16 protein-coding genes are annotated in these 18,989 nt (G+C 73.4%); 6 read left to right on the top strand and 10 right to left on the bottom strand.

The genetic code is table 11. From position 1 onward, the window contains the following. The first annotated feature begins 169 nt into the window (after nucleotides 1–169). Nucleotides 170–844, top strand: a complete 675-nt coding sequence (locus ACFVFQ_RS36560; RefSeq protein ID WP_383424691.1) for a GDSL-type esterase/lipase family protein — start codon at nucleotides 170–172, stop codon at nucleotides 842–844. A gap of 54 nt (nucleotides 845–898) precedes the next feature. Next, a complete protein-coding gene (locus ACFVFQ_RS36555) occupies nucleotides 899–1,900 on the top strand; it encodes an aldo/keto reductase (RefSeq protein WP_383424674.1) in 1,002 nt (333 codons plus the stop codon). Between the two features lie 189 nt (nucleotides 1,901–2,089). Here ACFVFQ_RS36555 and thpR read toward each other — a convergent pair whose 3' ends face one another. The 3 genes from thpR to ACFVFQ_RS36540 form a co-directional block, all read right to left on the bottom strand. Then, the gene (gene thpR / locus ACFVFQ_RS36550) at nucleotides 2,090–2,656 is read right to left on the bottom strand and encodes an RNA 2',3'-cyclic phosphodiesterase (protein WP_383424672.1); all 567 of its coding nucleotides are present in this window, start codon (nucleotides 2,654–2,656) and stop codon (nucleotides 2,090–2,092) included. A 65-nt stretch (nucleotides 2,657–2,721) separates the two neighbouring features. Continuing rightward, nucleotides 2,722–4,107: an MFS transporter gene (locus tag ACFVFQ_RS36545; protein ID WP_383424669.1), complete on the bottom strand. Its 1,386-nt coding sequence runs from the start codon at nucleotides 4,105–4,107 to the stop codon at nucleotides 2,722–2,724. Nucleotides 4,108–4,134: 27 nt separating this feature from the next. Further along, a complete protein-coding gene (locus tag ACFVFQ_RS36540) occupies nucleotides 4,135–4,572 on the bottom strand; it encodes a MarR family winged helix-turn-helix transcriptional regulator (protein ID WP_383424667.1) in 438 nt (145 codons plus the stop codon). A gap of 138 nt (nucleotides 4,573–4,710) precedes the next feature. On the opposite strand from ACFVFQ_RS36540, the gene ACFVFQ_RS36535 reads away from it, so the two are divergent. Further along, nucleotides 4,711–4,911: a hypothetical protein gene (locus tag ACFVFQ_RS36535; RefSeq protein ID WP_383424666.1), complete on the top strand. Its 201-nt coding sequence runs from the start codon at nucleotides 4,711–4,713 to the stop codon at nucleotides 4,909–4,911. A gap of 58 nt (nucleotides 4,912–4,969) precedes the next feature. On the opposite strand, the gene ACFVFQ_RS36530 is transcribed toward ACFVFQ_RS36535, so the two are convergent. Next, entirely contained in the window at nucleotides 4,970–6,442 is a 1,473-nt protein-coding gene (locus ACFVFQ_RS36530) for an NCS2 family permease (protein WP_383424664.1), read from the bottom strand. A 285-nt stretch (nucleotides 6,443–6,727) separates the two neighbouring features. On the opposite strand from ACFVFQ_RS36530, the gene ACFVFQ_RS36525 reads away from it, so the two are divergent. The 3 genes from ACFVFQ_RS36525 to ACFVFQ_RS36515 all read left to right on the top strand — a co-directional run bounded on the left by ACFVFQ_RS36525 (nucleotide 6,728) and on the right by ACFVFQ_RS36515 (nucleotide 10,953). Beyond that, nucleotides 6,728–6,997 (top strand): DUF2530 domain-containing protein, encoded by a 270-nt coding sequence (locus ACFVFQ_RS36525; protein WP_383424662.1) that lies wholly within the window; start codon nucleotides 6,728–6,730, stop codon nucleotides 6,995–6,997. 129 nt (nucleotides 6,998–7,126) lie between these two features. Then, complete coding sequence (locus ACFVFQ_RS36520) at nucleotides 7,127–9,544, top strand: HAD-IC family P-type ATPase (protein WP_383424660.1); 2,418 nt, start codon at nucleotides 7,127–7,129, stop codon at nucleotides 9,542–9,544. A gap of 155 nt (nucleotides 9,545–9,699) precedes the next feature. Next, nucleotides 9,700–10,953, top strand: a complete 1,254-nt coding sequence (locus tag ACFVFQ_RS36515) for a cytochrome P450 (protein WP_383424658.1) — start codon at nucleotides 9,700–9,702, stop codon at nucleotides 10,951–10,953. Here the strand turns inward: ACFVFQ_RS36515 and ACFVFQ_RS36510 are convergent. From ACFVFQ_RS36510 to ACFVFQ_RS36485, 6 genes are all read right to left on the bottom strand, one after another. Next, nucleotides 10,895–12,193, bottom strand: a complete 1,299-nt coding sequence (locus ACFVFQ_RS36510) for a cytochrome P450 (RefSeq protein ID WP_383424656.1) — start codon at nucleotides 12,191–12,193, stop codon at nucleotides 10,895–10,897. The genes ACFVFQ_RS36515 and ACFVFQ_RS36510 overlap by 59 nt on opposite strands. Continuing rightward, the gene (locus tag ACFVFQ_RS36505; RefSeq protein WP_383424654.1) at nucleotides 12,190–12,852 is read right to left on the bottom strand and encodes an ATP/GTP-binding protein; all 663 of its coding nucleotides are present in this window, start codon (nucleotides 12,850–12,852) and stop codon (nucleotides 12,190–12,192) included. The genes ACFVFQ_RS36510 and ACFVFQ_RS36505 overlap by 4 nt, the downstream gene beginning before the upstream one ends. After that, complete coding sequence (locus tag ACFVFQ_RS36500; protein ID WP_383424652.1) at nucleotides 12,833–13,189, bottom strand: DUF742 domain-containing protein; 357 nt, start codon at nucleotides 13,187–13,189, stop codon at nucleotides 12,833–12,835. The genes ACFVFQ_RS36505 and ACFVFQ_RS36500 overlap by 20 nt, the downstream gene beginning before the upstream one ends. Further along, a complete protein-coding gene (locus tag ACFVFQ_RS36495; RefSeq protein WP_383424650.1) occupies nucleotides 13,186–13,599 on the bottom strand; it encodes a roadblock/LC7 domain-containing protein in 414 nt (137 codons plus the stop codon). The genes ACFVFQ_RS36500 and ACFVFQ_RS36495 overlap by 4 nt, the downstream gene beginning before the upstream one ends. Beyond that, nucleotides 13,596–15,134: an ATP-binding protein gene (locus ACFVFQ_RS36490; RefSeq protein WP_383424648.1), complete on the bottom strand. Its 1,539-nt coding sequence runs from the start codon at nucleotides 15,132–15,134 to the stop codon at nucleotides 13,596–13,598. Before ACFVFQ_RS36490 ends, ACFVFQ_RS36495 begins: the two co-directional genes overlap by 4 nt. 343 nt (nucleotides 15,135–15,477) lie before the next feature. Next, complete coding sequence (locus ACFVFQ_RS36485; protein WP_383424689.1) at nucleotides 15,478–18,726, bottom strand: sacsin N-terminal ATP-binding-like domain-containing protein; 3,249 nt, start codon at nucleotides 18,724–18,726, stop codon at nucleotides 15,478–15,480. Nucleotides 18,727–18,989 lie beyond the last annotated feature (263 nt).

Here is an 18,989-nt window from a genome sequence, read left to right as displayed (position 1 = left end):
CCCAAAAGCCCCGCGCAGCGGACAACACAACCCGCCCCGCCCCGCGCAGCGGAAACGCGGACAACCAGCCAGCGCCGCAAGGCGCAAACAACAGCAACCCGCACGACGGGAAAGCCAACCACGTGGGATGCCAGCCAAGCGCAGCGATTACGCTACGGCGATGAGGATCATGTGCGTCGGGGACTCGATGACCATCGGCCGCTCCGGCGACTACACGTGGCGCTACCGCATGTGGCAGCACCTGAGCGCCACCTACGGGGGCCCCTTCCGGCTCGTCGGGCCGCGCACCGCGCTCCACGACCCCGTCACCGACGCCCCGGACTCGTCCGCCTACGCGGACCCCGCCTTCCCCGAGGCGGCCCGGTGTCACCTCGCCGGCTGGGGCGAGGGCTGGCTGCACATGGCGCCGGTCATCGGGGACGCCGTGCGCACGTACCGGGCCGACACCCTGCTGGTCTCGCTCGGCCTGATCGACCTCGGTTTCTACACCGACCCGGAGCAGACCGCCAAGAACGTGCGGCGCTTCGTGGCCGGGGCGCGGGCCGCGCGGCCGGGCGTGCGGGCGGTGTTGCTGCCGGTGATACCCAACGTGCGGGCGATGGCGGACCCGCCCTTCGGCGACCAATGCGCGCGCTTCAACGAGCTGTTGGCGAAGGCGGTGGCCGACCTCTCCACGCCCGGCTCGCCGCTGCTGCTGGCCTCCGAGCCGGCGGGGTGGGAGGTCGACCGGGCGACGTACGACGGCACGCACCCGTCGGCGCACGGCGAGCACCTGCTCGCGGGCGCGTTCGCCGACGCGATGCACCAGGCGTGGGAGGTCGGCGGCCCCTACGCCCGCCACTAGCCACAGACCGGGGCCCTTGCCTTGAGCGGACTCCAACCGCTTGGCTGGGCGACCATGAGGTACACGCAGCTGGGACGCACCGGGCTCAAGGTCAGCCGTATCGTCCTCGGGACGATGAACTTCGGGCCGCAGACCGACGAGGCCGACAGTCACGCCATCATGGACGCGGCGCTGGACGCCGGCATCAACTTCTTCGACACCGCCAACGTCTACGGGTTCGGCGCCGACAAGGGCCGCACCGAGGAGATCATCGGCTCGTGGTTCGCCAAGGGCGGTGCGCGGCGGGACAAGACCGTGCTGGCCACCAAGGTGTACGCGAACATGGCGCCGGAGGGGCCGCCGGCCTGGCCCAACCACGACAAGCTCTCGGCGCTCAACATCCGCCGGGCCGTGGACGCCAGCCTCAAGCGGCTGGGCACCGACTACATCGACCTGTACCAGTTCCACCACGTCGACCGGGACACTCCCTGGGACGAGATCTGGCAGGCCATCGACGTCCTCGTCCAGCAGGGCAAGATCCTCTACGTGGGCTCCTCCAACCACGCCGGTTGGCACCTCGCCCAGGCCAACGAGGCGGCCGCGCGCCGCGGTTCGTACGGCCTGGTCAGCGAGCAGTGCCTGTACAACCTCGCCGAGCGGCGCGCCGAGATGGAGGTCATTCCGGCCGCGCAGGGCTACGGGCTGGGCGTGATCCCCTGGTCGCCGCTGCACGGCGGGCTGTTGGGCGGGGTGCTGCGGAAGGAGCGGGAGGGCTCCGGGTCGGGCCGGTCGAGCTCCGGCCGGTCGGCGGACGCGCTGGCCAACTCCGCGATCCGGGCGCAGATCCAGTCCTACGAGGACCTGGTCGACAAGCACGGTCTGGCGCCGGGCGAGGTGGCGCTGGCGTGGCTGCTGACCCGGCCCGGGGTGACCGGTCCGATCGTGGGTCCGCGCACCGCCGACCAACTCGCCTCGGCGCTGCGCGCGGTGGAGCTGGAACTGCCGGCGGAGTTGCTGACGGGACTGGACGAGGTCTTTCCCGGGCCCGGGCCGTCGCCGGAGGCGTTCGCCTGGTGAGCGGCGGCGGGTGACGGCACGGGTCAGCGCGGGTCAGCGCAGTGCGGCCGCCACGATGACGACGATCAGCAGCACGGCGAGCAGACCGGACATGATCCGGTTACGGGTCTTGGGATCCACCCTTTGAGCGTAACCGGGGTGGTCGCGGGCGCTTCACCGGCCCGGCCCCGACGGGCCGGGCCGGGCCGCTCAGACGCCCAGCGGCCACCGTGCGAGCGGCTCGTAGCGCGGCCCGGCGCCCCGGACGCCGGGCGTCGGCGGGTGGCTGCGGACCAGGGCGATCTCCTGGACCGTCCAGGCGCTGCCCGCAAAGTCGGCGAGCGCCGCGGCGTACGGGGCGAGGTCGAGGTGGCCGGTGCGTTTCCGGGCGAGAGTGAGGTGCGGGGTGTAGCGGCGGTGCGCGTCCATGGGCAGGCCCGCCCGGCGGCCGGCCGCCTCGGCGGCGTCCGCGAGATGCGCCATGGCGGGGCGGTCGCCGTCCGCCCCGGCCCACACCACCCGGTCGCCGAACCGGCCGCCGCCGGCGATCCGCAGTTCGTAGGGGGCGTGCCGGTGGGCGGCGCGGGCCAGTCGCTCGCGCAGTTCGGGGAGGGTGTCGTCGGGCACCTCGCCGTAGAAGGCGAGGGTGAAGTGCCAGCCGTCGTGACCGGTCCAGCGCAGCCCGTCGGCGCCCGGCAGCTTCTTCAACCGGCCTACTTCCGCGGCGAGTTGACCGAGGCAGTGGTCGGGGGGCAGTACGGCGGCGAAGAGTCTCATGGGGCCAGTCTTGCCCCACCCCCGCCGCCGCGCAGCCAACTAGGGCCCGTCCTCTGGGCCAGACCCTAGACGGTGGCCGTCAGCTTTCCCTCCGACGTCTCGCCGGGCGGGCCCACCCGCGGGACGAAGGTGACGTGCCGGTGCCCGCGGCGCAGGTCGATCTTGAGGCGGAGTCCGCCGGACCGGGCCAGGGCCAGGCCGACCAGGGCCGCGGCCGCCATGGAGATCACACCGCCGGCGAGGAAGCCGACCCGCGGGCCGTAGGTGTCGGTGACCCAGCCGACGACCGGTGCGCCGAGCGGCGTGCCGCCCATGAAGACCATCATGAACAGGCTCATCACCCGGCCGCGCATCGCCGGGTCGGTGGCCATCTGGACGCTGGAGTTGGCGGTGACGTTGATGGTCAGGCCGACCATGCCGATGGGCACGAGCAGCGCCACGAAGACCCAGAACCCGGGGGCCAGGGCCGCGACGCACTCCAGCAGGCCGAAGACCAGGGCCGCGCCGACCAGCATCCGCAGCCGGGAGCCGGCCCGGCGGGCGGCGAGCAGCGCGCCGATCAGCGAGCCGGCCGCCATCAGCCCGTTGAACAGCGCGTAGGTGCCGGCGCCGGCGTGGAAGACCTTGTAGGTGAAGGCGGTCATCCAGATCGGGAAGTTGAAGCCGAAGGTGCCGATGAAGCCGACCAGGACGATGGGCCAGATCAGTTCGGGGTGGTGACGGACGTAGGCCAGGCCCTCCCGGAGCTGCCCCTTGCTGCGCGGGACCCGGTCCACCTTGTGGAGCTCGGCGGTGCGCATCATCAGCAGGCCGGTGAGCGGGGCCAGGAACGACAGGCCGTTGAAGAGGAAGGCCCAGCCACTGCCGAAGGCGGTGATCAGGACGCCGGCGACGGCCGGGCCGATCAGTCGGGCGGACTGGAAGTTGGCGGAGTTCAGGCTGACCGCGTTGCGCAGGTCGCGCTGGCCGACCATCTCGGAGACGAACGCCTGCCGGGCCGGGTTGTCGACGACGGTGACCAGGCCGAGCAGGAAGGCGCCGGCGTAGACGTGCCAGACCTGGACCTGGCCGGTGAGGGTGAGGCCGGCCAGCGCCAGGCCGATCAGCCCCATCCCGGACTGGGTGCACAGCAGCAGCTTGCGCTTGCCGAAGCGGTCGGTGAGGACGCCGCCGTAGAGGCCGAAGAGGAGCATCGGCAGGAACTGGAGCGCGGTGGTGATGCCGACCGCGCCGGAGGAGCCGGTGAGGCTGAGCACCAGCCAGTCCTGGGCGATGCGCTGCATCCAGGTGCCGGTGTTGGAGACGACCTGGCCGGTGAAGAAGAGGCGGTAGTTGCGGATGCGGAGGGAACTGAACATGCCCGTCCGCGGCGCGGGGTGGCCGGCGTCGCGGCCGGGGGCGTCGTCGGGGTTCGGTGCGGGGGCGGAGGGTGCTCCGGGTCCCGTACTCAAAGTGGGTTCGCCTCCTACGTCAGGGGTCTACAGCTGTGCGAGTTTCTCCAGCACGGGCGCGGCGGCCCGCAGCTTGGCCCACTCGTCCTCGTCCAGCCCGGAGGCCAGCTCGGCGAGCCAGGCGTTGCGCCGGCGGCGGCTCTCTTCGAGCATCGCCTCGGCCTGTTCGGTCTGGGTGACCACCTTCTGGCGGCGGTCGTCGGGGTGTGCCTCAAGCCGGACGAGTCCCTTGGCCTCCAGCATCGCCACGATGCGGGTCATCGACGGCGGCTGCACGTGCTCCTTGCGGGCCAGCTCGCCGGGGGTGGCGCGGCCGCACCGGGCGAGGGTCCCGAGCACCGACATCTCGGTGGGGCTCAGGGACTCGTCTACTCGCTGGTGCTTGAGGCGGCGCGACAGGCGCATCACGGCGCCGCGCAGCGAATTTACGGCGTCAGCGTCGGCGCCGTTGGACAGTTCCGGCATGGTCGTTAGCATAGCTCATTAGCCTTTCTAAGGAAAGCGGTCGTCCGCGGTTCTCCCGGCGTCCCGGAATCACCCATACGAGTGAGGACGTCGGGGAAAGCACCACACCTGACCGCGCCCTGCGAGGACCGTGTCCGTATGGGATCGAGAGTGCTCAGCCTGCGCGTGGACGGGGAGCTGCTGGAGCGCCTTCGGCAGCACGCCGCGAAACGCGGAATGAGCGTCCAGGACTATGTGGTCCGGACGCTCATCCGCGAGGACTTCGACGAACGACTGTCGCTCGCGGTCGACGAGACCGAGCGACTGCACGGCTGGGGAGCAGCGGCCAAACCCTCGTGACGGGTCCGCCCCTCCCGTCACCCGACCTCCCCCCAGAAGACGGCGCTACGCGCCGCCCCTACTTGACCCCGAGCACCTGCTCGATCGGGTTGAGCAGGAAGTAGACGAGGAAGCACACCCCGACCGCGTTCAGCAGCCACGGGATCTCCTTGAAGCGGCCGGTGACCGACCGCAGCAGGATGAAGGCGAGCACGCCGAGGCCGATGCCGTTGGTGATGCTGTAGGTGAACGGCATCGAGACGATGGTCAGGAACGCCGGGACGGCGACGGTGAAGTCGCTCCAGTCGATGTCCCGCACGTTCGCGGACATGATCAGGAAGCCGACGACCAGCAGCGCGGGCGTGGCGGCCTGCGAGGGGACAACGGTGGCCAGCGGCGTGAAGATCAGCGCGAGCAGGAACAGCCCGCCGGTGACCAGGTTCGCCAGGCCGGTGCGGGCGCCCTCGCCGACGCCGGCGGTGGACTCCACGAAGCAGGTGTTGGCGGAGGCGGAGCCGAAGCCGCCGCCGGCGACCGCGATGCCGTCGGCCATCAGGATCCGGCCCATGTTGGGCAGGTTGCCGGTCTCGTTGTCCAGCAGCCCGGCCTCCTCGCCGACGCCGATGATGGTGCCCATCGCGTCGAAGAAGCCGGACAGCAGCACGGTGAAGACGAACAGGCAGCCGGTCAGCACGCCGACTTCCTTGAAGCCGCCGAAGAGGCTGATGTGTCCGATCAGTCCGAAGTCGGGCGCCCCGACAATCTTGTCCGGGACGTTCGGGACGGCCAGGCCCCAGGACGCGTCCGGGATGGTGGCCACCGCGTTGATGATGATCGCGACGACCGCCATGGTGACCATGCCGATCAGGATCGCGCCCTTGGTCTTGCGGACCGTCAGCACGAACATCAGCGCCAGGCCGAGCACGAACACCAGCACCGGCCAGCCCTTGAGCTGACCGCCCTGGCCCAGGCTGAGCGGGACGGTGGTGTGCGCGGCGTCCGGATTGCGGCTGACGAAGCCCGCGTCGACCAGGCCGACCAGCGAGATGAACAGGCCGATGCCGATCGCGATGGCCCGCCGCAGCCCGCCCGGGATGGCGTCCATCACCCGCTGCCGCAGCCCGGAGGCGACCAGGATCATCAGCACCAGACCGGCGAGCACCACCATGCCCATCGCATCCGGCCAGCTCATCTTGGGGGCGAGCTGGAGCGAGACCACGGCGTTGATGCCCAGGCCGGCCGCGATGGCGATCGGGACGTTGCCCATCAGGCCCATCAGGATCGTGCCGAGGCCGGCCATCAGGGCGGTGGCGGTGACCAACTGGCCGTTGTCGAGGTGGTGCCCGTACTTGTCGACGCCGGCCCCGAGGATGATCGGGTTCAGCACGACGATGTACGCCATGGCGAAGAACGTGGCCAGTCCGCCGCGCAGTTCGCGGCCGACCGTCGACCCCCGCTCGGAGATCTTGAAGAAGCGGTCGAGTCCGTTCCTGGGCGGCTGCGCGCCAGGGCTCTTCACGGTGTCGACCGGCGTGGGGGTCGAGGGCGACATGCAGGACCTCAGTCGTACGGGCCGGAGCGGGCGGCCCCTGGAGAAAGCCGGGACGCGCACGGGCGGCGGAGCAGGCAACCAATGAACCGGAACAGCATGGAGGGATCAGATTGGAGGAATCAACGATCCGAACCAGTCAGTTTCGGAAAGGTTCAGTATGAATAAACAATTCGTTGATCGCTATCTCCGCGCGTAGACCCTTGCGCGGCCTGCTCGGAGGCCCCGCGGGACGCCCGGCCCGCGGGCCCGGATCGCCGCCGCACCCGGCCCCGTAAGCTGAACCCCATGTGGAAGAAGTCCGAACTGCGCGCCGCCCCGCCGCCGCTCGAAGGTCCCGTCGTCGGCACGATCACCGGCGGCACCGTCATCTGGTTCGTGCTCTTCCTCGCCCAACTCCCCTTCTACGGCTGGTACGCCGACCACGGGCACACCTGGTTCCTGTGGACCTGCCTGGCCGGCGGCGGGCTCGGCCTGCTCGGCGTCTGGTACGTCCGCAAGCGCGACGCCGCGATCAAGCGGGCCGCCGCCGCGTCCGCCGCGGCCGAGGTCTCCTGACGCCCCGACCGCCCCACCGGACGCCGTTCGCACCCCCGAAGGTTGCCGGGTAACCGGACAGAATCCCGCAGATCACTTCTGTCGACCGTCAGCGGGTGAAGCGGGCAATCCGCCCGTAACGTCTAGGGCATGACGGACCCGGCGAAGACCGAAGTCGAGGAACCGGAGCCCGGCGGCCGGCCCGCCAGCGGGGGCCGGGGGGTGGCGCGCCGCGGGTTGACCGCCGCCGAGGTCGCCGAGCGGGTGGCCAGGGGCGAGGTGAACGACGTACCGCTGCGGTCCTCCCGCTCGACCGCGGACATCGTCCGCGGCAACGTCTTCACCCGCTTCAACGCCATCATCGGCGTCCTCTTCGTGATCATCCTGATCGTCGGCCCGCTCCAGGACGGCCTGTTCGGCTTCGTCATCATCGCCAACACCGGCATCGGCATCATCCAGGAACTGCGCGCCAAGAAGACCCTGGACGGCCTGGCCCTGATCGGCGAGTCCAAGCCGGTCGTCCGGCGCGACGGGGTGGCCGTGGAGGTCCCCACCTCCGAGGTGGTCCTCGACGACGTCCTCGAACTCGGGCCCGGCGACAAGGTGATCGTCGACGGCGAGGTGCTGGAGGCCGACGGCCTGGAGGTCGACGAGTCGCTGCTGACCGGCGAGGCGGACCCGGTGGTGAAGAAGCCGGGGGATCCGATGATGTCCGGCAGCTTCGTGGTCGCCGGCAACGGCGCGTTCGCCGCGACCAAGGTGGGCCGGGAGGCGTACGCGGCGCGGCTCGCCGAGGAGGCCAGCCGGTTCACCCTGGTCCACTCCGAACTGCGCACCGGCATCAGCCGGATCCTCAAGTACGTGACGTGGATGATGGTGCCGACCGCGCTGGGGTTGATCTTCAGTCATCTGCTCACGCTGGGGCTGCCGGCCGATGCCGCGGTGCGCCGGATGGTCGCCGGGATCGTGCCGATGATCCCCGAGGGGCTGGTGCTGCTGACCTCGGTCGCCTTCGCGATCGGCGTGATCCGGCTGGGCCGCCAGCAGTGCCTGGTGCAGGAGTTGCCGGCGATCGAGGGCCTGGCGCGGGTGGACGTGGTCTGCCTGGACAAGACCGGCACCCTCACCGAGGGCGGCATGGACGTCCGCGAACTGCGGCCGCTGAACGGGCAGGACGCGGACCACCTCCGGCGGGTGCTCGGCGCGTTCGCCGCCTCCGACCCGCGCCCCAACCCCTCCCTCCAGGCCATCGTCGACGCCTGCCCGGCCCCACGGTCCTGGGAGTGCACCGGCACCCTCCCGTTCTCCTCCGCCCGCAAGTACAGCGGCGCGGCCCTCACCGCGCCCGACGGCGAGCGGGCGGACTGGCTGCTCGGCGCGCCCGATGTGCTGCTCCCGTCCGACGACGCGCTGCTGCCCGAGATCGACCAACTCGGCGCCCAGGGCCTGCGCGTGCTGCTGCTGGCCCGCGCCACCCGGCCGCTGGACCACCCCGACGTCGCCCGCGAGGTGCGCCCGGTCGCCCTGGTCGCCCTGGAGCAGCGGCTGCGCGCGGACGCCCCCGACACCCTGCGCTACTTCGCGGACCAGGGTGTCCAGGCGAAGGTGATCTCCGGCGACAACGCGGTGTCGGTGGGCGCGGTCGCCGGCAAGCTGGGGCTGCCCGGCGCCGACTCCCCCGTGGACGCCCGGCAGTTGCCGCACGACGACCCTCAGGCGCTGGCGCGGGCCGTGGAGGAGGGCGCGGTCTTCGGACGGGTCACGCCCCAGCAGAAGCGGGAGATGGTCGGTGCGCTGCAGTCCCGTGGCCACCACGTCGCGATGACCGGCGACGGCGTCAACGACGTGCTGGCCCTCAAGGACGCCGACGTCGGCGTCGCCATGGGCTCCGGCTCCGAGGCGACCCGGGCGGTCGCCCAGATCGTGCTGCTCAACAACAGCTTCGCGACGCTGCCTTCGGTGGTCGCCGAGGGCCGCCGGGTGATCGGCAACATCACCCGGGTCGCCACCCTCTTCCTCACCAAGACCGTCTACTCGGTGCTGCTGGCCGTCCTGGTGGCCTGCTGCCAGATCCCCTACCCGTACCTGCCCCGGCACCTGACGCTGCTGTCGACGCTGACCATCGGCGTCCCGGCCTTCTTCCTCGCGCTGGCGCCCAACAAGGAGCGCGCCCAACCCCACTTCGTCCGCCGGGTGATGCGCTACGCCGTCCCGTCCGGCCTGATCACCGGCGTCGCGGCGTTCGCCACCTACCTGCTGGCCCGCTCCTACTACACCGGCCCGGACGCCCTGCCCGCGCAGACCAGCGTCGCCACCCTGACCCTCTTCCTCACCGCGCTGTACGTCCTGGCGATCATCGCCCGCCCCTACACCTGGTGGCGGATCGGCCTGGTGCTGCTGATGGGCGCGGGCTTCCTGGTCGTCCTGGCCACGCCCTGGCTCCAGCGCTTCTTCGAACTGCGGCTGGTCGGCACGGTGATGCCGTGGACGGCGGTGGCCGTCGCGGCGGTGGCGGCGGTGCTGCTGGAGGTGGCCTGGCGGTGGGTGGGCAGGCGGTTCCCCGCGTAACGGCGGTGCCGCGCCGCCCCGTTGGGGCGCCGGCACTCGATGCGGTGGGCGACGCCCTCTTGCTATCGGCCCGCCCTCCAACGATCTTGGGCGTGCGGACGGCCCGCGGTGCCGCGGTGCGCGTCCGGTCCCCCCAATCGAGGAGAGCCGTGCCCGTGAACCGAGAAGCCCCGGACATCCTGTCGCCGGAATTCGCCGCGGACCCCTACGCCGCGTACCGGGTGCTGCGCGACGACTTCCCGCTGCTGCACCACGAGGCCACCGGGAGCTATCTCGTCTCGCGGTACGAGGACGTCGAACGGGCCTTCAAGGACCCGGTGTTCACCACCGCCAACTACGACTGGCAGCTGGAGCCGGTGCACGGCCGGACCATCCTCCAGATGAGCGGTCGGGAACACGCGGTGCGCCGGGCGCTGGTCGCCCCGGCCTTCCGCGGCACCGCCCTGGAGGAGACGTTTCGGCCCGTCATCGAGCGCAACGCCGCGGAGTTGATCGACGCCTTCCGCGGCGCGGGCGGCGCGGACCTGGTGGCGGAGTTCGCCACCCGCTTCCCGGTCAACGTCATCGCGGACCTGCTGGGCCTGGACCGGGCCGACCACGACCGCTTCCACCGCTGGTACACCGCGATCATCGGCTTCCTCGGCAACCTCGCCCAGGACCCGGACGTCACCGAGGCCGGGCTGCGCACCCGCGACGAGTTCGCCGCGTATCTGCTGCCGATCATCCGCGAGCGCCGCGCCCACCCGGGCGAGGACCTGCTCTCCTCGCTCTGCGCCGCGGAGATCGACGGCACCCGGATGAGCGACGAGGACATCAAGGCGTTCTGCAGCCTGCTGCTGACCGCGGGCGGGGAGACCACCGACAAGGCGATATCGAGCCTGGTGCACAACCTGCTGCAACACCCCGAGCAGTTGGCGGCGGTGCGCGCGGACCGCTCCCTGATCGCCCCGGCGTTCGCGGAGACGCTGCGGCACTCCCCGCCGGTGCACATGATCATGCGGCAGACCGCCGAGGACGTCACCCTCGGCGGCGGCCGGGTGCCCAAGGGCGCCACCGTCACCTGCCTGATCGGCGCCGCCGGCCGCGACGAACGGCGCTACGCCGACCCGGACGTCTTCGACCTCCACCGCACCGACCTCGCCACCACCACCGCGTTCTCCGCGGCCGCCGACCACCTCGCGTTCGCCCTCGGCCGGCACTTCTGCGTGGGCGCGCTGCTGGCCAAGGCCGAGATCGAGGTGGGCGTCGGTCAACTCCTGGACGCCCTGCCGGACTTGAGGGTGGAGCCGGGCGCCGAGCCGCGGGAACGCGGGGTCTACACCCGCGGGTTGGACGCGCTGCCGGTGCGGTTCAGCCCGACCCCAGCGCCCCGGTCCGCGTCGCCGGGATCGGCGTGTACGCGGGGGTGAACTCGACCGGCAGGCTGACCAGTCCGCGCATCCACAGCGACGGGTGCCACACCAACGCGTCGGCCGGCACCGCCAGCACCACGTCCGGCAGCCGGTCCAGCAGCACCTCCACCGCCGCCTTGGCGATCACCTCGGCGATCTCCGGGGCGGGGTGGGGGCAGGCGTGTTCGCCGTGGCTGAAGGACATGTGGGCCTGGTTGCCGTCCGCGCCCGCCTCGCTGAAGTCCGGCCGCACCTGGGGGTCGGAGTTGGCGGCGGCCAGTCCGAGGATCACCAGGTCGCCGGCGCGGATGCGGCGGCCGCCGAGCTGGGTGTCGCGCACCGCCCAGCGGCCGATGAAGTTCTGCGTCGGGGTGTCGTGCCAGAGCACCTCGTTGAGCGCCTGGCCGACGCTGCGGCGGCCGCCGGTGAGGCCGAGCGCGAACCGGTCGTCGGTGAGCATCAACTGCAGGGTGTTGCCGATCCAGTTGGCGGTCGGCTGCTGGGCGGCGGCCATCACCACCAGCAGGTCGATGACCACCTCCGCCTCGGCCAGCCCGGCCGGGTGGGCCAGCAGCCGGGACGGCACATCGGCGCCGGGCGCGGCCCGCTTGGCCACGACCAGCCGCTGCATCCGGGCCGCGACCCGCTGGTGCGCCGCGATCGCCCCGTCGTCCTCGTTCAGCGACGCGGCGATGTCGGCGGCCAGCGCGGGCACTTCGGTGTGCGGGAAGCCGAACAGCTCGGCGATGACCAGCAGCGGCAGCCGGGCCGCGTAACGGGACATCAGGTCCGCCTCGCCGGAGCCGGCGAAGTCGTCGATCAGCCCGTCGGCCAGCCGCTCGCAGATCCCCCGCAGCTCGAACTGGTCGATCGCGGCGAGCGCCTCGCTGATCGCGCCCGCGCGGCGGCGGTGTTCGGGCCCCTCGGCGAACATCACCGACGGCTGGTGGCCGACGAACGGCAGCAGCGGCCAGTCCGCGGGGATGTGCTCCCAGGCGTGCCAGCGGCGCGAGTCGCGCGCGAACAGCTCGGGGTTGCTGGTGACTTGGTGCAGCTCGCGGTAGCCGAGCACGAACCAGCCGGGGATGTCGCCGTCGAGCAGGATCGGCGCGACCGTCCCGTGGTGGGCGCGCATCTCGTGGTAGAGCCGGGCGGGGTCGGCGCTGAGCCCGGCGCCGTAGAGGGGTACGGCCCCGGTGTCGGCGCCGCCGGCCCGCAGGGGGCAGCCGCCGGTCGTGGGGTGCTGCTGGTCGGTCACGGTGCGCTCTCCGCGGTCTCCGAAGCGGGTACGGCGCCCTGCGTGGACAGGGCGTAGAGGTGGTCGACCAGCGCGATCAGCACGGCCTTGCTGGACTCCCGGTCGCGGGCGTCGCAGCTGACCAGCGGCACGTCCGGGGAGAGGTCGAGGGCCTCGCGGATCTGCCGGAGCGTGTGCCGGTCGCCGCCGAAGTCGTTGTGCGCGACGATAAACGGCATGCCGTGCGCCTCCAACCGGTCGATGGCGTACCAGGAGTCGTCCAGCCGGCGGGTGTCGACGAGCACCACGGCGCCCAGGGTGCCGGCGAACAGCCGGTCCCACAGGAACCAGAAGCGCTCCTGGCCGGGGGCGCCGAAGAGGTAGAGCACCGCGCTGTCGTTGACGGTGATCCGGCCGAAGTCGAAGGCGACGGTGGTGGTCGTCTTGGCCTCGACGCCGCTGGGGTCGTCGACGCCGACGCCGGCCCGGGTCATGGTCTCCTCGGTGCTCAGCGGGCGGATCTCGCTGACCGAGCGGACCATGGTGGTCTTGCCGACGCCGAAGCCACCGACGATGACGATCTTCAGGCCGTTGTCGGCGGTGGCGCGCAGCGGGGCGCGGTCGGTGTCGGTGCCGGCCGCGTCGGCCGGGTGCGCGGGCTCAGAGGCGGTGGAGCGCATCGAGTACCTCCTTCAGCAGGTCGGCGTGGGGGAGTTGGGCACTCGCGAGCACCCGTGGGTGGCGGGCGGTGGCCTTGCCACGGTCCAGCAGGTCGGACAGCAGGATCCGCACCACGCTGACCGGCAGCCGCAGCTCCGCCGAGATCTCCACCACGGCCGTCGGGCGACGGCACAGGGTGAGGATCCGGGCGTGCTCGGACTGCATGCCCGGCGTCGGGTCGGATTCGGCGACGATCAGGGTGACCAGGTCGAGCGCGTGGTCGTCGGCGGACCGGCTGCGGCCGCCGGTGACGGTGTAGAGCCGGTCCGGATCGTCGTCGGGACCGAGCCGTTTCATGCCGCCGACCCGTCCCCACCGCGCGGGGCGGCCCGCAGGTACTCGCCGATCTGCTCGACCAGTTCGTTCATGTGGAAGCCGATCAGGCCGACGTCGGCGTCCTCGACGGCGATCAGGGCCAGGTGGGCGCCGTTGCCCGCCTCGACGATGAACAGCACCCCGCCGTGGAACTCGGTCATCGCCTGGCGGACGCCGCCCGTGCCGTCCCCGAACTCCACCGACGCGCCGTGCGACAGGCTCTGGATACCCGAGGCGATGGCGGCCAGTTGGTCGGCCTGGTCGACGGTCAGGTCCTTGGAGTGACAGAGCTTGAGCCCGTCCCGGGACAGGACCAGCGCGTGCCGGGCCCCGGGGGTCTTCTGGAGCAGGTTCTCCAGCATCCAGTCCAGGCTGTGGTCGGTGGTGTTCATCGGGTGTCGTCCTCCGGGCGTGCGGGCGAGGGGGCTGGGGGTGTCACGGGCGCGGCGCTGGTACGGGGGCGGTCGGCGCCGTCCTGGGCGGCTTGGCCCTGGACGGCCTGGCGGAAGGCGCGGAACCGGGCCGCCGACTCCTCGTGGGAGCGCGCGGGCCGGGCGGCCCCGCCACGCTCCTGGGCGGCGTTCGGGGACGCGGTGGCCAGGGTCTGCCCACGGCGGCGCTTGGGGAGCCCGCTCTCGCCGAACTCGGGCGCGGGGGCCTCCGGTTGTGGCGCCTCGGCCCGGGTGCGCCGCGGCAGCGGCGCCGGGGCCGCCTCCGGGGGCTCCGGGCGGTGCTCGGGCCCGGCCTCGGGGGTGCGGCGGGGGGCCGGGACGGTGGGCCGCGGCGCCGCCTCGGCGCCGGCGGCGATCGGCGGGTGCTCCGGCTGCCGGGCCGGGGGCCGGGCCTCGGTGACCAACTGCTGCGGGATCAGGACCACCACGCCGGTGCCGCCGCGGGCCGACGGCCTGAAGGACACGTTCAGCCCGTGCTTGCGGGCCAGGCAGCCGACCACGGCGAGCCCCAGCCGGGTGCCTGACAGCGACATCAGGTCCAGGGTGTCCGCGGACACCGTCTCCTGGGCGCGCTGGAGCGCCGCCTCGCCCATCACCAGCCCGCTGTCCTCGACGCTCACCACCACGCCGGCCTGCGCCTCCTCCACGTACACGTGGACCGGCGAGGACGGCGGGGAGAAGGAGGCGGCGTTGTCCATGATCTCGGCCAGCGCGTGCATGATGCCCTCGGCGGCGTGGCCGGCGATCGCGACCTCGCTGCTGCTGTGCAGGTGGATCCGGCGGTAGGCGCTGATCCGGCCCATCGCGCCGCGCAGGATGCTCTCCATGGCGATCGGCTTGTTCCAACGGCGGCCGGAGCGCGCGCCGGTGAGCACGGCGATGCTGTCCGCCAGCCGCCCGGCCTGCGCGGTGGTGTGGTCCAGCTTCAGCAGGTCGCCCAGCACCTCCTCGCCGTGCCGGTGCTCCATCTCGCGCAGGTCGGCGAGCATGCCGGTGGCCAGCGCCTGCACCCGCCCGGCGGCGTTGGCGCAGGCGGACATCGCCGCGGCGCGCATCCGCTCCCCGCGCCCGACCTCCTCGGCCAGCGTCCGCAGGATCCGCAGATGCGCCCCGGCCCGCGGCAGTTCGGTGCGGTCGAGCGCGGTCTGCACCGACGCCCCGCCCCGCAACTGCTCGACCAGCGCCGGCATCGTCACGTCCGCCAGCCGCTCGGCCTCCGCCCGCAACTCCCCGACCCGCGCCCGGTGGTGCCGGGCCAGTCGCTGCTGGTACACCACGGCCGCCAGCGCGGCGGCGAGCAGCACCGCGGCGACGCCGAGGCTCCAGGCGACCAGCGCCCGCGCCCCCTCCGGTGCGAGCAGGGCGACCCCGGCGCCGAGCGCCGCGGTCGCGGCCAGGGCGACCGCGAACGTGCGCAGTGCGGCCCCCAGGGGCGTGGGCGCTGCTCCGGGGCGGGAGGGTATCCGTGGTGGCATCAAACAGGTCCTCGTGAGCGGCTGCGGGCGGTGCGGGCAGGCGATCAGCAGGGGCCCAGGGCATCGGGATGCCGATCCGCGGCGGGCTCCGTCCACGACGGGATCTCGGTGGGGACGAGAGGATGATCGAAGATCGCCCTGGCACTCTAGCCTGTCGTCGCGATCCGGCAACTGCCCCGGCAGACTCGGTGGTTGACGCCCCGTATGCCCCGGCCGTCCACCTTTTCCGGGAATCACCCGCGCTCCCCGGAACGCTCCCGCACCGCCCCCGAACGCACCGGAGGCGGCCCCGGACACCCCGTGCCCGACGACCGCCTCCGTCCCGCGTGACGCGGCTGCGCCCTCAGTCGAACCAGCGCGCCCGGGCCAACTCGTCGACCCGCTCCGGGTCCTCCAGCAACGCCGCGACCTCGAACCGGCGCGGCCACTGCCCGCTCGCCCAGGCCAGCCCGGCCGCCACGCCCTCCAGCGTCGCGGCGTGCAGGGTGCCGTCCGGGGTCCACCGCCAGTCCAGTTCGGCGGCGCCGCCCACCCCCTCGACCAGCAGCTCCTCGTGTTCGACGTACGAGACGGGGGTGGCCGGGCCGAGCAGCGCCCGCACCGCCTCGGGCACCTCGTGCGGCGTGCCCTCGGAGCGGACCTCCGCGGCGAGTTCCTCGCTCAGCCGCCGCACCTGGAACAGCTCGGCCAGCTCCGCGGCCCGGGCCGGCCGCACCGGCAGCAGCGCGCGGCCGCCCGCCAGCGGCATCAGGTCCGGGGCGTCGGCGACCAACGCGTCCACCGCGTCCACCACGCGGACCGTCCCGTCGACGACCGCCCGCAGCTCGTCCGGCAGCGTCACCTGGTCCGGGTCGAGCTCCGCCAACAGGCCGTACAGCGCGTGGAGTTGCCCGATGCCCACGGTGAGGTCGGGGTCGGCCAGGCGGGCCAGCAGCTCGGCCGAACCGCCCGGCTCGTCCAGCAGCGCCCCGACCGAGGTGCGCACCCCGAGGGCGCGCAGCACCTGGGCGTCCACCCGCCCCGCGTCCGCCGCCTCGTACAGGCCGGCCAGCAGCGGGTCGCCGCCCGCGGCGCGCAGCCCGGCGGGCCGGCGCCCGTCCAGCACCGGGTGACCGCGCAGCCACCAGGCGGTGTACGGCCGCACCGACTCCGTGGTGCCGTCCGGCAGCAGCACCCGCACCGGCGTGGTCAGGGCGTCCCGCAGCGGCGGTTGGGAGAGCAGTTCGAGGACCTGCGGCCAGGCGTCGTCGGCGACCAGGTCGAGGTCGCGGACCGCGACCAGCTCGGTGACGACCGGCGGCACCGGGGTCTCCGGCAGCGCGTCGAGCAGGTCCTCGCACCACACGTCGACCGCGTCCAGCAGCCCCGCGTCGTCCGGCTCGGGGAAGTCGCTGTCGCGCGGCTCCAGTTCGTCCGGGTCGAGCACCACATCGGCGGCCCGCACCAGCGCGAAGGTGGCCAGCACGCCCACCGCGGCGAGCGGCTGGGCGCCCCAGCGCTCGGCCAACTCCGCGTCACAGGCGGCGAGTTCACCCTCTCGGATGACCCGCTCGAAGTCGCTTCCTGGCAGCACCAGTTCGCCCGCCGGCGCCAGCTCGCCGTCCTCGTCCGGCAGCGCCAGCGCGGCCAGCCAGGGCTCGTCGCCGGCCGCCAGATTGGCGTCCCGGACCAGCCCGAGGACCGTCTCGGCCAACTCCTCCGCACCCAGCGGCACCCCGGCGCCCGGCGCCAGCTCGTCCTCCAGGACGTCGTAGGCGTCCTCGTCGGCGTCCAGCGAGTTGGCGACCGCGGCCCGCACTTGAGGGGTCGTCAGCACGGCGCGCGGGGCGGCCGGGGTGGCGCCCAGCTTCTCCAGGAGCGGGTGCACGGCGTCGGGGTGGGCGACCTTGAGGCCGAGCCGGGTGAGCGCACCGTGCCGGTCCGCGCCCTCGTCCGCGGCGTCCCCGCCGGGCAGCGGCAGCAGCACCTGGCGCGGCCCGATGGTGGTCCGCCCGGTGCCCGCCAGCGGCACCGGGAGGCCGCTGAGCCGGTCCGGGTCGGTGCCGGCCAGCGCGTCGTAGAGCCGCCGCCACCACTGCGGTGAGCGCTCCACACCGGCCAGCCGGTCGATCATCTCGGTGAGCGGCACCCGGCCGACGCCCAACGCCCGCAGCTCCGAACGCCGTTCGAGGCCGGCCGGCAGCAGGCCGGGGAACAGCTCCGCCAGCACCGCGACGGTCGCCGCGCCCGCACCCTCCAGCAACTCGGCGTCCACCGGCCGCAGGACGCACCGCTCGGCGGCCTCCTCCTCGTCCCACCCGGCGGCCTCCTCCTCGTCCCACCCGGCGGCCTCCGCCGCCCCGGCGCCGGCCGCCGCGCTCGGCAGGAACCGCACCCGCGGCAGCAACTCCAGTACCTGCCGCCGCAGTTCACCGTCCAGCCAGCCCTTGCCCAGCGGCCCCGGCACGAGGTCCAGGGTGCCGGTCGACACCGGCTGCCAGGCGCCGAGCAGCTCCGCGTACGCGGCGGCCGCCCGGCCCACCAGGAAGTCCGCGAGCGGCCCCGGGGCGACGTGCCGCCGGGTCGGCTCCAACGGGAACGAGGCGATCAGCAGCGCCGGGAGCCCCAGCGGCTCGTCGGTCGGGGTCGGCGCGTGCAGCACCGCCGCGGTGCCCGGCCGCACCGGCGCGCCGGCCTCGTCCACCGGCACCGCCCAGGTCACCGACCAGGCCGGCCGCAGCCGCTCCTCGACCGGCCGGTCCGCCAACAGCGCCGCGTCCAACGGACCGCCGTCGGTCGCCACCCGCCACCGGGTACTGCCCCGCTCACTGTCCTCCACCAGGACGTACGCACCATCTTGACGCCGCGTCAACGTCCGAACGCCCTCCGGCGTCTCCACCACGACCTCGGCCAGCCCCGGCAGGGTCAGCAGCAGCGCCGCGTCGATCCCGGCCAGCAGCCGCTCGGCGAGGTCCTGCGCGGCGCCGTCGCGCAGCGGCAGCACCACCGCGGTGTCGTACCCCTCGGGCGCGGTGCCCTCCGCGGGCAACGGCAGCCGCAGCAGCGGTACGTGGCCCTCGCGGCGGCGCAACTCACCGCCCAGCCCCGGACTGTGCGCGGCCACCGCCTCGGTCAGCTCCCTGGCCTCGGCGAGCGACCAGCGGACGCCGCCGGTGCGGCCCACCAGCGCCGGCTCGTCGCTGACCGCCAGCACCGCGGCGAACCCGACGCCGAACCGGCCGACCGCGCCGGCCGCCACGCTGCTCTCCCGCTTCGCCGAGGCGCGCAACGTGGAGAGCGACTCGACGCCGGTGGCGTCCAGTGGGGCACCGGTGTTGGAGGCGACGAGCACCGCGGGCGCACCGCCGTTCGCGGCGTGCAGGGTCAGCCGCAGCCGGCCGGGGACGCCGGCCCGGGCCGCCGCGTCCGCCGCGTTCTGCGCCAGCTCCACGGCGAGCCGGTCGCGGTAGCCGCCGAGCGCGAGGTCCTCCTCGGCGTTGGCGTCCTCCCGGAACCGGGCCGGCGAGGCGGCCCAGGCGTCCAGCACCCCGCGCCGCAACCGGGCCGTACCGAACGGGTCGGCGCCGTCGTCCGCGCCCCGCACCCACGGCATACCTGCCACGTTTCTCGTCTCCCTCGTTGGCGTGTCTGCCCCGACGGTACTGTCCCGACGGGGTTCCCACGTTGTCGGCTGTCCCGCCGTGGGGGTTGCGCCTCCGCTGCGCGGGGCTCGGCCCACGTTGTCGGCTCTCCCGCCGTGGGGGTTGCGCCTTGGGCGCGGGGGTTTGGGGTGGGGCCGCTCGTGGGTGGTGGGTGCCGGGTGCGGGGCCTCCGGGGTGGTGTCCTGGACTGCTTAGCGTTTAGTAAAGGGCACCC

It is taken from the genome of Streptomyces sp. NPDC057743 (assembly GCF_042798755.1).
In the GTDB taxonomy this organism is placed as follows: Bacteria; Actinomycetota; Actinomycetes; order Streptomycetales; family Streptomycetaceae; genus Streptomyces.
This window is presented reverse-complemented; position numbering and strand designations above follow the sequence as displayed.

Bases quoted from the DNA above. Each gene is read 5' to 3' on its own strand.
- ACFVFQ_RS36560 (WP_383424691.1), top strand. From the start codon at position 170: ATGTGCGTCGGGGACTCGATGACCATCGGCCGCTCCGGCGACTACACG.
- ACFVFQ_RS36555 (WP_383424674.1), top strand. From the start codon at position 899: ATGAGGTACACGCAGCTGGGACGCACCGGGCTCAAGGTCAGCCGTATC.
- thpR (WP_383424672.1), bottom strand. From the start codon at position 2,656: ATGAGACTCTTCGCCGCCGTACTGCCCCCCGACCACTGCCTCGGTCAA.
- ACFVFQ_RS36540 (WP_383424667.1), bottom strand. From the start codon at position 4,572: ATGCCGGAACTGTCCAACGGCGCCGACGCTGACGCCGTAAATTCGCTG.
- ACFVFQ_RS36535 (WP_383424666.1), top strand. From the start codon at position 4,711: ATGGGATCGAGAGTGCTCAGCCTGCGCGTGGACGGGGAGCTGCTGGAG.
- ACFVFQ_RS36530 (WP_383424664.1), bottom strand. From the start codon at position 6,442: ATGTCGCCCTCGACCCCCACGCCGGTCGACACCGTGAAGAGCCCTGGC.
- ACFVFQ_RS36525 (WP_383424662.1), top strand. From the start codon at position 6,728: ATGTGGAAGAAGTCCGAACTGCGCGCCGCCCCGCCGCCGCTCGAAGGT.
- ACFVFQ_RS36520 (WP_383424660.1), top strand. From the start codon at position 7,127: ATGACGGACCCGGCGAAGACCGAAGTCGAGGAACCGGAGCCCGGCGGC.
- ACFVFQ_RS36505 (WP_383424654.1), bottom strand. From the start codon at position 12,852: ATGCGCTCCACCGCCTCTGAGCCCGCGCACCCGGCCGACGCGGCCGGC.
- ACFVFQ_RS36500 (WP_383424652.1), bottom strand. From the start codon at position 13,189: ATGAAACGGCTCGGTCCCGACGACGATCCGGACCGGCTCTACACCGTC.
- ACFVFQ_RS36495 (WP_383424650.1), bottom strand. From the start codon at position 13,599: ATGAACACCACCGACCACAGCCTGGACTGGATGCTGGAGAACCTGCTC.
- ACFVFQ_RS36490 (WP_383424648.1), bottom strand. From the start codon at position 15,134: ATGCCACCACGGATACCCTCCCGCCCCGGAGCAGCGCCCACGCCCCTG.
- ACFVFQ_RS36485 (WP_383424689.1), bottom strand. From the start codon at position 18,726: ATGCCGTGGGTGCGGGGCGCGGACGACGGCGCCGACCCGTTCGGTACG.